Consider the following 13,142-nt stretch of genomic DNA (forward strand, 5'->3'; position numbering starts at 1 on the left):
AGGATGGCCCCAGAGCACCTCAGGAGGCCATCCCCATGTACGAACCGATCCGCACCAAGTCGGTCCACCGGATGGCCGACGACACCCAGGACGCGTACCCGCACCGCTCCCGCGAGGAGGAGCTGGACATCCAGCTCGCAGGACACCTCGCCGCCCTGCTCGCCGTCACCGACGAGCTGGGCGACACGGAGGCCGGCGAGCTCATCGCCCGGCAGGTGGCGCGGCTGCGCGGCGCACCGCCCGCGCGGCACGCGGGTCTGAGCGGTTCGTCCGCGCAGGACCTGCACCGCAAGGCGCACGCCCTCGCGGGCCGCGCACTGGTCGTCGCCGCCTCCCGGGCCGACACGGCCGCCGCGATCCTCGCCGCCGGGCGCATGGACGCACACACCGCGGCGCTGGCCGGGGACACCCTGGTCGCCGCCCCCTGACGGCCCCGGTCCGCGCGGCACGAACCGCGCGGACCGGGCGCCCCTCATCGCGGCGCCGAACGAGGACAGGGGATACGGCACCCCCCGCTCCGGTTCGGTACCGGGATCGCTCCTTCACCCCCCGTACACCCGACTCCCCCTGGAATGTGGGTTTCCGCGAGCACGCTGCCCGCGTGAGACGCATCCTGGGAATCGTCCTGGCCGTCCTGCTCCTCGGCGGCGTGGCCGCCGTCCTCGTGACGGGCGGCGACAAGGACACAGGCACGGCAACGAAGACCGTGCGAGGAGTCATCGGATCGGAGAAGGCCGAGTTCTTCGCCGATCCACAGGTCGTGAAGGCCCTGGCCGCCAAGGGCTTCACCGTGGGCACCGAGACCTCCGGGTCCTGGGACATGGAGGAACTGCCGCTCGACGGCTACGACTTCGCCTTCCCGTCCTCCAAGGGCCCGGCCGACGAGATCCGCGCCAAGGCGCAGCAGAAGACGAAGGACAAGGCGGCCTCCGCGCCGCTGCGCCCCTTCTACTCGCCGCTCGTCGTCGTCGCGCACAGCGCCGCCGCCCGGGTCCTCGCCGACAACGGCCTGGCGACCCTCGGCCCGCGCGGGACGAGCGGCACCCTGAAGATGGACGCCTACCTCGCGGCGGCCCGCGCCGACCGGACCTGGCAGCAGCTGAAGGGCTCCGCCGGACACCCCGAACTGAGCGGCACCCTCTTCATCACCTCCACCGACCCGGTCGCCTCCAACTCCGGCGCCCTCTACCTCGCCGCCGCGAGTTACGTCGCCGACGGCGGGCGGGTCGCGGGGGACAAGGCCGCCGTCACCCGCACGGCCCCGCTCATGCGCAAGCTGGTGCAGGTGCAGGGCGCCCAGCAGTCCGGCTCGGACGCGCCCTTCCGGGACTTCGTCAGCGGCGTCGGCAACCCGCTCGTCCTCGTGTACGAGTCGCAGGTCGCCTCCCAGCTGCTCGCCGGGCGGCCCATGGGCGACCTCGTCGTCCTCTACCCGGACACCACGGTCAACAGCGACCACACCCTCGTACCGCTCACCGAGAACGGCCGGGCGCTCGGTGAACTGCTCTCCACCGACCCCGAGTTGCGCAAGCTCGCGGTCCGCCACGGCTTCCGCCCGCAGGGCGCGGCCGGCGAGTTCACCGCCGCGACCGGCGGCCACACCGCCTACCTCAACCAGACGCTGACCGGAGTCCGCCAGGCGCCCGTGCCCACCAGCAAGGTGCTGCACGAGATGGCGCTGCGGGCCCGCGACCAGGGGGACACCGCATGACCACTCCCGAGGATCCGAGAAGAACGATGGCCCTGACACCGCCCGAGCAGGACACCCCGCTCGTCCTGACCCCGCCCGAGCCCGTGCCCGCCGTCCGCGCCGAACAGGCCTCCGGCCTGGTGCCGCTGGACGAGTCGGTCCGTACGGAGATGTCCCGCCGGGCCGACGAGTACGTCGGCTCGCTCTCCGGACTCGACCCGCGCTCCCCCGAGTTCGCCGGCCGGATCAACGAGATCGCGGCGCTCGGCGCGGGCGAGATCCGCTCCGCCGCGCAGCAGTCGAACCGCATGCTGGACCGCACGGTCCGCTCCCTCGGCGCGAGCGGCGGCGACGCGCAGTCCCGCGTCGGCTCCCACCTCGTCGAACTCCGGCGCACGGTCGAGGACCTGGACCCCCGGGAGACGCCCGCGAAGGGCCTCAAGGGCCTTCTCTCCAAGCTGCCCGGCGGCAACAAGCTGCGCGACCACGTCGCCAAGTACGCCTCCTCGCAGGCCACTCTGAACCGGATCGTCGGCTCGCTGAAGAGCGGCCGGGACGAACTGAGCCGTGACAACGCCGCGTTGCAGACCGAGCGGGCCCGGCTGTGGGAGACCATGGGCAAGCTCCAGGAGTACGCGGTGCTCACCGACGCCCTCGACGCGGCCGTGGAGGAGCGCATCGCCCTCACCCCGGACCCGGCGCAGGCGGACGCGCTCCGCGCCGACGTCCTCTTCCCGGTCCGGCAGAAGCACCAGGACCTGCTGACCCAGCTCGCCGTCTGCGCCCAGGGCTATCTGGCGATGGACGTGGTCCGGCGGAACAACGACGAGCTGATCAAGGGCGTGGAGCGGGCGGAGACGACGACCGTGTCGGCGCTGAAGATCGCGGTGATGCTCGCCTCCGCGCTGGAGAACCAGCGGAAGGTCACCGCGCAGGTGAAGGCCCTGAACGCGACGACCGAGGACATCATCCTGAAGAACGCCAAGATGCTGGACGACCAGGCCGGCGAGATCCAGCGGATCGCGGCGGACCCGGCCGTGGGCGCGGAGACGCTCCGCACCGCCTTCCAGCAGATCTACCGGACGCTCGACGCCATCGACACGTACAAGGTGCGGGCGACGGAGTCGATGGCGGCGACCGTCGAGTCGCTGACGGCCGAACTCCAGCAGGCGAGCGCCCACTTGGAGCGCAGCCGCCGCAACGGCGCGACCGAGGGCGGTCTCGGATGAGCGACCGCACCACCGGCGCCGGCCGCACCACCGTCGCCACCCGCACCGGCCGCACGACCCGCGCCGCCGTCACCGCCCGCGCCACGGTCGCCGCGCTCGCGCTCGCCCTCCTCGCCACCGCCTGCTCCGGCGGCGGAGACGACCACCCCGAAGCGCGGAGCACGGAGTACAAGGCCGGCACCCTCCGGGTCCTCGCCTCCTCCGAGCTGGCCGACATGGGCCCGGTCCTCGACGAGGCCGGCAAGGCGACCGGCATCACCGTCCGCCCCACGTACGCCGGCACCCTGGACGCCGTCGAGCGCATCGCCTCCGGCGAGGCCGACAAGGCGTACGACGCGGTCTGGCTCTCGTCCAACGACTACCTGCGGCTCCGCCCGGACACCGCGAAGAGGATCACCAACGAGACGCCGATCATGACCTCCCCGGTCGCGCTCGGCGTGCGGCCCGCGGCCGTCGCCCGGCTCGGCTGGGACCCGGCGAAGGTGACCTGGTCGCAGCTGCACCGGGCGGTCGCCGACGGCCGGCTGACGTACGGCATGACGGACCCCAAGCGCTCCAACTCCGGTTTCTCCGCGCTCGTCTCGGTCGCCTCCGGCCTGTCCGGCGCTCAGTCGGCCCTCACCGAGCAGGACGTCACCAAGGCCACCCCGAAGCTCAAGGAGTTCTTCACGGGCCAGAAGCTGACCTCGGGCTCCTCCGGCTGGCTCGCCACCGCCTACGCCCGCCGCACCGACGTCGACGCGCTCGTGAACTACGAGTCCGTGCTGCTGTCCGCGCCCGAGAAGCTGACCGTGATCCGGCCGTCCGACGGTGTCGTGACCGCCGACTACCCGCTGACCCTGCTCACCTCCGCCCGCCCCGAGGCGAAGGAGGCCGCGAACCGGCTCACCACCTGGCTGCGCACCCCGGACGCCCAGCGCCGGATCACCGAGACGACCCTGCGCCGGCCCGTGGTCGCCGGGGTCCGCCCCGCCTCGGCGCTCGCCCGCGACCCGCGCCGCGAGCTGCCGTTCCCGGGCAGCCGGGCCGTCGCCGACGATCTGCTCGACGCGTACGACAACACCCTGCGCAGGCCCTCCCGGACGGTGTACGTGCTCGACACATCGGGCTCCATGGGTGGGGAGCGGCTCGACCGGCTGAAGTCGGCGCTCGCCGAGCTGACCGGCGACTTCCGGGACCGGGAGGAGGTCACCCTGATGCCCTTCGGCTCCTCGGTGAAGCAGGACGAGGTCCGTACGCACACGGTCGACCCGGCCTCGCCGAAGGCGGCGCTCGACGCGATCCGTGACGACGCCGGGAAGCTCTCCGCCTCCGGCGGCACGGCGATCTACACCAGCCTCCAGGAGGCGTACCGCTTCCTGGGCAGGACCCCGGGCGACGACACCTTCACCTCGGTCGTCCTGATGACGGACGGGGAGAACACCGACGGCGACCCGGCGTCCGCCTTCGACACCTTCTACCGCTCCCTCCCCGCCGAGCAGCAGCGCACACCGGTCTTCCCGATCCTCTTCGGGGACTCCGACCGGGGCGAGCTCGACCACATCGCGAGCCTGACCGGCGGAAAGCTCTTCGACGCCACCCGGGGCTCGCTCGACGGCGCCTTCGAGGAGATCCGTGGGTACCAGTAGCCGCCTGCTCGGGTACGTCGAGTCCCGCAAGAACCTGACCGGCAGCGTCTGCGGTCTGGCCGGTGTCGGGATCACCCTCACCGGCGCGGCGGGCGGTCTGTGGCCGCTGGTCGTCGGCGGTCTGTACGCGGCGGGCGCGCTGATCGCCCCGCCCGAGCGCCCCGACACCCCGCACTTCCCGAACGCCGGCGAGCAACTCGACTCCCTGCGCGCCGACTTCGCGACCCTGCGCGACTACCTGGACGAGGTGGAGCTGCCGTCCGCGACCCGGGACGGGCTGACGGAGCTCGCCACCCTCGTGGAGGCCCTGCTCGAACCGGGCTGGGTGAGCGACCCGGACCACCTCCACGCCCTCGGCCGCGCGGTCCGCCAGGACATCCCGGAGGCCGTCGACACCTTCGTACGGACGCGGTGGTGGTCCCGGGTCGCCCCGGGCGCGGAGCCGCCGGAGCGGCACCTGGAACGCCAGCTGTCGGTGCTGCACGAGGAGATGTCCGGCATCGCCGCGGCACTCCGGCAGGCGGAGGCGATCCGTCAGGAGATCCACACGCGGTATCTGGAGGATCGCGGCCCGTGATCAGTTATGTTCCGCGCATGACATTCACCGATCGCACCGCGTCCCGTCGCACCGTCCTCACCGCACTGGCGGCCGCAGCGGCGACGGGCGCCCCTCTGGTCGGCCAACTCGCCGCAGCCGCACCGGCGTTCGCCACCGGCGACAATGACCTCTACGACAACAACACCGACCTCTACACCAGCACGGAACACCCCGTCGTCGAGGGCACCGACTACGGACGCCGCTACAGGCTGCACCCGCAGCAGGACCAGTTCCTGACCAAGAAGGAACCGTTCAAGAAGACGGCGGTCATGGCCATCCACGGCGGCCAGATCGAGCGCGGCACATCCGAACTCTGTCTGGCCATCGCCGGCTACAACCCCGCGGACGTGAACGCGGCGCTGTCCACCACCACCTACGACTACTGGATGTTCGAGGGCATGCGCTCGGCGAACAACAGCGAGCTGCACGTCACTTCGGTCAACTGCGACGACCACGTGGCGCGGGGGCTCGCCGCGACCCACCTCAACGTGCTGAGCCTGCACGGCTGCCAGTACAGCCAGCTCGGATTCCCCGACACCATGATCTGGCCCTCGCAGTCGGACCCGAAGCTGGTCGTCGTCGGCGGTCTCGACAAGACCTTCCGCGAGGCGCTGGTGCACGAGCTGAGCACCGCGGGGTTCCCCGCGCTCGACGCCCTCTCCGACGAGTGGCGGGACCGCTACCGTCTGGCGGACTTCGCCGGCGCGGCCCAGAACAACATCTGCAACCGGACGGCGATCGGCGCGGGCGCGCAGCTGGAGATCACCGAGGACCTGCGCCGGTCCCTCTTCGGCCCACTGGAGAACGACTTCGACTGGAAGAGCGGCCGACTCGCCACCTGGGACGACAACCCCCGGTTCACCGCCTTCACCGACGCCTGCCGTCGGGCCATCGCCACCGTCGAGGCCGGCCAGACCATCCTGTAGGCGGACATGCGCCGGCCCCCGGAGCCTGAGGGGGCTCCGGGGGCCGGTTGCGTCGTGATGGACCGTCGTGACCCCACTGGTCAGGGCGGTGTTTCGGGGCAGCCCACCACGAGTTCGAGGGGGACTAGCCGAGGCGCTCCACGAGCGCGTTGTACTCGTCCCACAGTTCCTTCGGCGTGTGGTCGCCGAAGGTGTTCAGGTGGTCGGGGACGAGGGCGGCCTCTTCGCGCCACACGTCACGGTCGACCTTGAGGAGGAACTCCAGGTCCTCGGCCGGCAGGTCCAGGCCGTCGGTGTCGAGGGACTCGGCGGTCGGCAGGATGCCGATCGGGGTCTCGACGCCCTCGGCCTTGCCGTCGAGGCGCTCGACGATCCACTTCAGGACGCGGCTGTTCTCGCCGAAGCCGGGCCAGACGAACTTGCCGGCGTCGTTCTTGCGGAACCAGTTCACGTAGTAGATCTTCGGCAGCTTCGCCTGGTCGGCCTCGGCGCCCACCTTGACCCAGTGGGCCATGTAGTCGCCCATGTTGTAGCCGCAGAACGGCAGCATGGCGAAGGGGTCGCGGCGCAGCTCGCCGACCTTGCCCTCGGCGGCGGCGGTCTTCTCGGAGGCGACGTTCGCGCCGAGGAAGACACCGTGCTGCCAGTTGAAGGACTCGGTGACCAGCGGGACGGCGGAGGCGCGGCGGCCGCCGAAGAGGATCGCCGAGATCGGCACGCCCTTCGGGTCCTCCCACTCCGGCGCGATGATCGGGCACTGCCCGGCCGGGACGGTGAAGCGGGCGTTGGGGTGGGCGGCCGGCGTCTCGGACTCCGGCGTCCAGTCGTTGCCCTTCCAGTCGATGAGGTGCTTGGGCGCCTCTTCGGTCATGCCCTCCCACCACACGTCGCCGTCGTCGGTGAGCGCGACGTTCGTGAAGACGGAGTTGCCCCACATCGTCTTCATGGCGTTGGCGTTGGTGTGCTCGCCGGTGCCGGGCGCGACGCCGAAGAAGCCGGCCTCGGGGTTGATCGCGTAGAGACGGCCGTCCTCGCCGAAGCGCATCCACGCGATGTCGTCACCGATGGTCTCGACGGTCCAGCCGGAGATCGTGGGCTCCAGCATCGCGAGGTTGGTCTTGCCGCAGGCCGACGGGAACGCGGCGGCGACGTACTTGGCCTCGCCCTGCGGCGGGGTCAGCTTGAGGATCAGCATGTGCTCGGCGAGCCAGCCCTCGTCGCGGGCCATGACGGAGGCGATGCGGAGCGCGTAGCACTTCTTGCCGAGCAGGGCGTTGCCGCCGTAGCCCGAGCCGTACGACCAGATCTCGCGGGTCTCGGGGAAGTGCGAGATGTACTTGGTGGTGTTGCAGGGCCACGGCACGTCGGCCTCGCCCTCGGCGAGCGGCGCGCCGAGGGTGTGGACGGCCTTGACGAAGAAGCCGTCGGTGCCGAGCTCGTCGAGGACGGCCTGTCCCATGCGGGTCATGGTGCGCATGGAGACGGCGACGTACGCGGAGTCGGTGATCTCGACGCCGATGGCGGAGAGCTCCGAGCCGACCGGGCCCATGCAGAAGGGCACGACGTACATGGTGCGGCCGCGCATGGAGCCGCGGAAGATGCCCTTCTCGCCCGCGAAGATGTCCTTCATCTCCGCCGGGGCCTTCCAGTGGTTGGTCGGGCCCGCGTCCTCCTCCTTCTCGGAGCAGATGAAGGTCCGGTCCTCGACGCGCGCGACGTCGGACGGGTCGGAGGCGGCGTAGTACGAGTTCGGGCGCTTGACCGGGTCGAGCTTCTTGAAGGTCCCCTTGGCGACGAGCTCCTCGCACAGGCGCTCGTACTCGGCCTCGGAGCCGTCGCACCAGACGATGCTGTCCGGCTGGGTGATCTCGGCGATCTCGTTCACCCAGGAGACGAGCTCCTGGTGCTGGGTGGGAAGGGGAGCCGCGTTGTCGCGCGCCACGATTGCTCCTTGTTGAGGGGTGTATTCCGCTGTATGCCCCGTGGGGGCTGCGACCCGGATGCGTCGTAGCTGCTCATCCGGTGCCGACCGCACTCATTTGATCATCCGACGGATTCGCCCATATGTCCAGGGGGGTGCACACGTGAGCATCGCCACTCATATCCGCTACCTACGGAGCCGTAGCTAGGATTCCGTCTCATGACTGCAGCCACGCCGGAAGTGACCCCGATCGAGCGCACCGCGTCGCTCCCGACGAAGCCCCGGCTCAGGGGATGGCTGCACGCGGGGATGTTCCCCGCCGTGATCGTCGCGGGCCTCACCCTCGTCGCCCTCTCCGACTCACCCCGCGCCCGCATCGCCTGCGGGATCTACGTCCTCACCGCCTGCCTGCTCTTCGGCATCAGCGCGCTCTACCACCGCGGCAACTGGGGCCCGCGCGGCGAGGCCGTGCTCCGGCGCCTCGACCACGCCAACATCTTCCTGATCATCGCGGGCACCTACACCCCGCTCACCCTGCTGCTCCTCCCCGACTCCACCGCGAAGCCGCTCATGTGGGCGGTCTGGGCGGCGGCCGCCGCCGGCATCGCCTTCCGCGTCTTCTGGGTCGGCGCCCCTCGCTGGCTGTACACGCCCTGCTACATCGCGATGGGCTGGGCCGCCGTCTTCTTCCTGCCCGACTTCATGCGCGCCGGCGGCATCGCCGTCCTCGTCCTCGTGATCGTCGGCGGACTGCTCTACAGCGCGGGCGGCGTCATCTACGGCATCAAGCGCCCGAACCCCTCCCCCCGCTGGTTCGGCTTCCACGAGGTCTTCCACTCGCTGACCCTCGCGGCCTTCATCGTCCACTACGTCGGCATCTCGCTGGTGGCCTACCAGCACGACTGACCTGGGACAATGCAGGTCATGAACGACCGCCCCAGCCTCCGCGAACGCAAGAAGGCGAAGACCCGCGCGGCGATCCGGAAGGCCACCTACCGGCTCGCCGCCGAGCACGGCTGGGACGCGACCACCACCGACCGCATCGTCGCGGCCGCCGAGGTCTCCCCCTCCACCGTCGTCCGCTACTTCCCGGTCCGGGAGGACATCCTCCTCACCGACGAGAACGACGAGCTCCTCGAAGCCCGGCTGCGCGCCCGCCCCGCCGGCGAGGAACCGCTGGAGTCCCTGCGCGCCGTCCTCCTGGAGGCGGTCCGCACCTCCCTGGACGAGGAGCCGGACGAGACCCTGCTCCGCGCACGGCTCATGGTCGAGATCCCCGCGGTCCGCGCCCGGCTCGGCGAGACCACCGCCGAGACCGGCCGCCGGCTCGCCCGCGCCCTCGCCGACCGCACCGGCCGCAGCCCCGACGACCTGGAGGTACGGGTCTTCACCGCGGCCGTCCTCGGCGCCCTGCGCGAGGCGACCGTCCACTGGGCCGAGCACGGCAGGACCGACGACCTGGTCGCTCTCCTCGACCGCACGATCGACATCCTCAAGGGCGGCCCGGCGCTCCCAGCGCACCCCTGACGATCCGCGCCGACTCCGGATTGTCGGCGCACTCCCACACCCCGTGCGGGCAGTAGTCCGTGACGGTCTGGTAGACGGGCCGGTGCGCCGCGAACCAGTCCAGCATGCCCCGTACGTACGCCGGGTTGTCCCCGTTCCTGAAGAGCCCCCACTCCGGGTACGAGACGGGCTTGCCGTGCGCCGCCGCGAAGCGCACGTGGTGCGCGAGCCCGTACTCCTCGTCCACCTGCTCCTCGAAGGAGAGCCCGGCCGGCTGGTCGTAGGCGTCCATCCCGATGATGTCGACGACGTCGTCGCCCGGGTAGCAGTGCGGCCAGGGGATCGCGTCGAGGCCACGGCTCGGCGTGAAGTCGAAGCGGAACCGCTGCCCCGGCACCTCCCGCAGCACCCCCACCACCCGCCGCCAGTACGCCTTCCAGGCCGTCGGGTCCGGGCCGCAGCGATGGCTGTACGTGGTGCCGTTCATCTCCCAGCCCAGCACCAGCACCGCGTCACCGAGCCCGTGCTCGACGAGCCGCTCCCCCAGGGTCCGGAAGTGCCCGTCGTACGCGCCGGCCGCACCCTGCCGCAGCCCCGCCCGCACCTCCGTGTCCGGCAGCCCGGCCTCGTTCCGGTCGAGCAGCGGCACGTTCAGCAGGAAGAGACGTCCCGGCCGCTCGGCCTTCCAGCGCGCCCAGGGCCCGAAGAGCGCCGGATGCCCCTCGATGTTGGACCAGCGGTCGCCCGGCAGATAGGTGTGACCGACCGTCAGGGAGTCGCCGCCGAGCCACTCCTGCACCTGGGCGATCCGTCGCACCCCGGCCTCGTCGGAGCCGGTGAAGAACCCCGACGGCACGCCCGTCAGCGGCTCCGGCGCCGTTTCGGGCGCGTTCCGCGTCCCGGTCCGGCCGGTCACCAGCACGAGCAGCAGGACGACAACGGCCGCGAGCAGCACGGTCAGTGCGGCCCGCGGCCAGGTGAACCACGCGAGGAGGCGACTCACGTCAGCTCGTCCAGAAGTCCCACCAGCGGGTCAGGATCAGCATCCCGATGATCCCGATGTGCAGGACGGGCAGGGCGAAGGTGAACTCGCCGAGGAAGGTCCGCAGCCCCGCCGGGGCGGGCAGCACACGCTCCCGGACGTTGTGCGCGGTGACGTACCAGAACATGACGATGGTCGCGACCCAGGCCAGACAGCACCACAGGCAGAGCGAGTTGATCTCGTACAGCGACTGGTACATCAGCCAGGTGCAGAAGCCGACCCCGAAGAGCATCCCGGCGTTCAGGCCGAGCCAGAACCAGCCCCGGTAGCGGGCCCCGGCGAGCAGCCCGGCGCCGACGGCGACGACGACGCCGTACGTGACGAGCCCGAGCATCGGGTTCGGGAAGCCGAACACCGACGCCTGCTCGCTCTTCATGATGTTGCCGCAGGACACGACCGGGTTCAGGCTGCACCCCGGCTGGAAGCCCGGGTCCTCCAGGAGCAGGAACTTGTCGATCGTGATCACCCAGCCGGCGAGCACGCCCGCCGCGCCGGTGACCAGCAGCAGCCAGCCGAGGGCCCGGCTCGCGCCGATCGGACCGCCCGTCTCCCGCGCGGCCTCCTCCTGCCGCTGACCCGGCACCCCACCCCGTACGTTCGCCGTCGCCATGACGCGCCCCCTTCCCGGTCAGCCCTGGATGCGGCGGACCGGCAGCAGGACGTGGGCGCTGTCGGCGAGCATCGCCTCCTCCGAGACGAAGGCACGCAGCCGCGCCTCGTCCACGGGCTCTCCGGGCACACCCTCGGCCCAGGGCCGCACGGAGCAGATGAAGTAGACCTTGCCCTGCTCGCGGGCGGCCGCCTGCCACTCGTCCGGCACCGGGCACTGCACCTTCAGGAACGGCAGCGTGAGCACGGCCGAACCGCCCTCGACGAGCAGCGAGGCGTTGATCCCGGCGTCCTTGTCCAGATCGAAGAGCCGGTCGCCGACCGAGAGGCCCATGGAGTCCAGGGCCTCGCGCATCGCCTGCTGACCGGCCTCCGGCCCGTCCCGGCCGTCGCCGAGCGAATACGCCATCAGGAAGGGCGTCCCGGCCGAATCGGCGGAGGGCTCGCTGGACCACGGAATCACCGTGAGAGTTCCCAGCGGAGAGGCGCTGCGCGCCGAGGAAACGACGTTGGAAGTGGTCATGAATCCGGATGCTAGTGCTCCAACCACCCTTTCCCCGCGCCGTTTTCACTCGAACGGCCGACATTCACGCCGCTGGCATTTCCGCCGCAACGAACCCGGGTTTTCATCGTTGTGCCCTGAGGGCATAAGCCGACCACCAGGAGATCACTGATGATCGTCCCGCGCCGCGTCGCACTGCGGTCCTTGTTCGCCCTGGCCGTCACCGCCTTCACCGGCGGTGCGCTCGGCCGTGTCGCGACCCGACCGGAATCGGCCCGACCGGAATCGGAGGGTACGCGCGATCCGCACGCCTTCGACGAGATGTACCGGGGCCGCCGCCTCCTGGGCTTCTCCGGGCCCGGGGGCGAGCCGACCGCCCTCGTCGACGGCCGTCCGCTGCATCTGATGCGCTGTGCCGACGGCGGCTACGTCACCCCGATCGACCACTACGAGTCCTGTCCGACGCCCCTGGCGGCCACCCGCGCGGCCGTGGACGAGCTGGGCACGGCCCGGCTCTCCCCCCTCGCGGGCGCCCACGGCGTCCCCACCGACCCGACGGGAGGGAGCCCGCGTGGTGTACACGCGTAAGAACCAGCGCGATCTGACCGGTGCCGAGCGCCGCAAGTTCGTCGCCGCCGTCCTGGAGCTCAAGCGCACCGGAGCGTACGACCGCTTCGTCCGCACCCACATCGACTACTACACGGCCGACGGGGAGGGCCGGCTCCGGATCGCCCACATGACGCCGAGCTTCCTGCCCTGGCACCGCAAGTTCCTGCTGGAGTTCGAGACGGCCCTGCGCCGGATCGACCCCACGGTCTCCGTCCCGTACTGGGACTGGACCCGGGACAACTCGCCGGCCTCCTCGATCTGGCGCGAGGACTTCATGGGCGGCAACGGCCGCCGGGCCGACCTCCAGGTGATGACGGGCCCGTTCGCACACTCGTCCGGGCGGTGGCAGATCACCCAGGCGATGACCGACGTCCGTTATCTGACCAGGGACTTCGGCCGCCCCCGCGACCCGATCACGCTCCCCACCCCGGCCCAGCTGGACGCGGCGATGCGCGAGCGGGTGTACGACGCGGCGCCGTGGAACTCGACGAGCGCCACCGGCTTCCGCAACGCCCTGGAGGGCTGGGCCCCCGGCCGGGGCAACGAGCGGTTCCGGCTCCACAACCGGGTGCACCGCTGGGTCGGCGGCCTGATGCTCGGCGGCGGCTCGGTGAACGACCCGGTGTTCTGGCTGCACCACTCCTTCGTCGACCTGGTCTGGTCGCGCTGGCAGCAGCGGAACCCCGGGGCCGGCTATCTGCCGGCGGAGCCGCCGCCCCTCGGGGACTCCCAGTACCGCAAGGTCGCCGCCCGGCACGAGCCGATGGCGCCCTGGGGCGTGACCCCGGCGTCGACGTTCGACCACAGCCGGATCTACCGGTACGCCTGACCCCCACACACGGATGTCCCCCCGGCCGACGGCCGGGGGGACATCCGTGTGAA

14 protein-coding genes are annotated in these 13,142 nt (G+C 71.4%); 10 read left to right on the forward strand and 4 right to left on the reverse strand.

Features of this window, described 5'->3' with window-relative positions:
• Nucleotides 1-35: 35 nt before the first annotated feature.
• The 6 genes from ACF07V_RS01200 (at nt 36) to ACF07V_RS01225 (ending at nt 6,071) form a co-directional block, all read left to right on the forward strand.
• Nucleotides 36-428 carry a hypothetical protein gene (locus ACF07V_RS01200; RefSeq protein ID WP_392150813.1) on the forward strand — a complete coding sequence of 131 codons (393 nt, stop codon included), beginning with the start codon at nt 36-38 and terminating at the stop codon, nt 426-428.
• 146 nt (nt 429-574) lie between these two features.
• Nucleotides 575-1,711: a hypothetical protein gene (locus ACF07V_RS01205; RefSeq protein ID WP_392150814.1), complete on the forward strand. Its 1,137-nt coding sequence runs from the start codon at nt 575-577 to the stop codon at nt 1,709-1,711.
• A complete protein-coding gene (locus tag ACF07V_RS01210; protein ID WP_392150815.1) occupies nt 1,708-2,919 on the forward strand; it encodes a toxic anion resistance protein in 1,212 nt (403 codons plus the stop codon). The genes ACF07V_RS01205 and ACF07V_RS01210 overlap by 4 nt, the downstream gene beginning before the upstream one ends.
• Entirely contained in the window at nt 2,916-4,547 is a 1,632-nt protein-coding gene (locus ACF07V_RS01215) for a substrate-binding domain-containing protein (RefSeq protein WP_392150816.1), read from the forward strand. The genes ACF07V_RS01210 and ACF07V_RS01215 overlap by 4 nt, the downstream gene beginning before the upstream one ends.
• A complete protein-coding gene (locus tag ACF07V_RS01220) occupies nt 4,534-5,124 on the forward strand; it encodes a hypothetical protein (RefSeq protein ID WP_392150817.1) in 591 nt (196 codons plus the stop codon). Before ACF07V_RS01215 ends, ACF07V_RS01220 begins: the two co-directional genes overlap by 14 nt.
• A gap of 17 nt (nt 5,125-5,141) precedes the next feature.
• On the forward strand, nt 5,142-6,071 hold the full coding sequence (locus ACF07V_RS01225) for a poly-gamma-glutamate hydrolase family protein (RefSeq protein ID WP_392150818.1): 930 nt from the start codon (nt 5,142-5,144) through the stop codon (nt 6,069-6,071).
• Between the two features lie 124 nt (nt 6,072-6,195).
• On the opposite strand, the gene ACF07V_RS01230 is transcribed toward ACF07V_RS01225, so the two are convergent.
• Complete coding sequence (locus ACF07V_RS01230) at nt 6,196-8,013, reverse strand: phosphoenolpyruvate carboxykinase (GTP) (protein WP_392150819.1); 1,818 nt, start codon at nt 8,011-8,013, stop codon at nt 6,196-6,198.
• A 198-nt stretch (nt 8,014-8,211) separates the two neighbouring features.
• Here ACF07V_RS01230 and ACF07V_RS01235 point away from each other — a divergent pair, with 198 nt between their 5' ends.
• On the forward strand, nt 8,212-8,898 hold the full coding sequence (locus ACF07V_RS01235; RefSeq protein WP_392150820.1) for a hemolysin III family protein: 687 nt from the start codon (nt 8,212-8,214) through the stop codon (nt 8,896-8,898).
• Between the two features lie 18 nt (nt 8,899-8,916).
• Nucleotides 8,917-9,519: a TetR/AcrR family transcriptional regulator gene (locus ACF07V_RS01240; RefSeq protein ID WP_392150821.1), complete on the forward strand. Its 603-nt coding sequence runs from the start codon at nt 8,917-8,919 to the stop codon at nt 9,517-9,519.
• Here the strand turns inward: ACF07V_RS01240 and ACF07V_RS01245 are convergent.
• Genes ACF07V_RS01245 through ACF07V_RS01255 form a run of 3 tightly spaced genes read right to left on the reverse strand, consistent with a single transcriptional unit; the run spans nt 9,485 to nt 11,672 of the window.
• Nucleotides 9,485-10,501 carry a glycoside hydrolase family 26 protein gene (locus ACF07V_RS01245; RefSeq protein WP_392150822.1) on the reverse strand — a complete coding sequence of 339 codons (1,017 nt, stop codon included), beginning with the start codon at nt 10,499-10,501 and terminating at the stop codon, nt 9,485-9,487. The two genes, ACF07V_RS01240 and ACF07V_RS01245, sit on opposite strands and share 35 nt — an antisense overlap.
• A 1-nt stretch (nt 10,502) precedes the next feature.
• Entirely contained in the window at nt 10,503-11,150 is a 648-nt protein-coding gene (locus ACF07V_RS01250; RefSeq protein WP_392150823.1) for a vitamin K epoxide reductase family protein, read from the reverse strand.
• An 18-nt stretch (nt 11,151-11,168) separates the two neighbouring features.
• Nucleotides 11,169-11,672: a DUF5949 family protein gene (locus ACF07V_RS01255; protein ID WP_392150824.1), complete on the reverse strand. Its 504-nt coding sequence runs from the start codon at nt 11,670-11,672 to the stop codon at nt 11,169-11,171.
• 150 nt (nt 11,673-11,822) lie between these two features.
• On the opposite strand from ACF07V_RS01255, the gene ACF07V_RS01260 reads away from it, so the two are divergent.
• Nucleotides 11,823-12,239, forward strand: coding sequence for a tyrosinase family oxidase copper chaperone (locus ACF07V_RS01260; RefSeq protein WP_392150825.1), 417 nt, complete (start codon nt 11,823-11,825; stop codon nt 12,237-12,239).
• Complete coding sequence (locus ACF07V_RS01265) at nt 12,223-13,089, forward strand: tyrosinase family protein (RefSeq protein ID WP_392150826.1); 867 nt, start codon at nt 12,223-12,225, stop codon at nt 13,087-13,089. The genes ACF07V_RS01260 and ACF07V_RS01265 overlap by 17 nt, the downstream gene beginning before the upstream one ends.
• The last annotated feature ends 53 nt before the right edge of the window (nt 13,090-13,142 follow it).

It is taken from the genome of Streptomyces sp. NPDC015661 (assembly GCF_043077765.1).
Lineage (GTDB): Bacteria > Actinomycetota > Actinomycetes > Streptomycetales > Streptomycetaceae > Streptomyces.

Bases quoted from the DNA above. Each gene is read 5' to 3' on its own strand.
- ACF07V_RS01210 (WP_392150815.1), top strand. From the start codon at position 1,708: ATGACCACTCCCGAGGATCCGAGAAGAACGATGGCCCTGACACCGCCC.
- ACF07V_RS01255 (WP_392150824.1), bottom strand. From the start codon at position 11,672: ATGACCACTTCCAACGTCGTTTCCTCGGCGCGCAGCGCCTCTCCGCTG.
- ACF07V_RS01250 (WP_392150823.1), bottom strand. From the start codon at position 11,150: ATGGCGACGGCGAACGTACGGGGTGGGGTGCCGGGTCAGCGGCAGGAG.
- ACF07V_RS01235 (WP_392150820.1), top strand. From the start codon at position 8,212: ATGACTGCAGCCACGCCGGAAGTGACCCCGATCGAGCGCACCGCGTCG.
- ACF07V_RS01200 (WP_392150813.1), top strand. From the start codon at position 36: ATGTACGAACCGATCCGCACCAAGTCGGTCCACCGGATGGCCGACGAC.
- ACF07V_RS01225 (WP_392150818.1), top strand. From the start codon at position 5,142: ATGACATTCACCGATCGCACCGCGTCCCGTCGCACCGTCCTCACCGCA.
- ACF07V_RS01240 (WP_392150821.1), top strand. From the start codon at position 8,917: ATGAACGACCGCCCCAGCCTCCGCGAACGCAAGAAGGCGAAGACCCGC.
- ACF07V_RS01215 (WP_392150816.1), top strand. From the start codon at position 2,916: ATGAGCGACCGCACCACCGGCGCCGGCCGCACCACCGTCGCCACCCGC.
- ACF07V_RS01260 (WP_392150825.1), top strand. From the start codon at position 11,823: ATGATCGTCCCGCGCCGCGTCGCACTGCGGTCCTTGTTCGCCCTGGCC.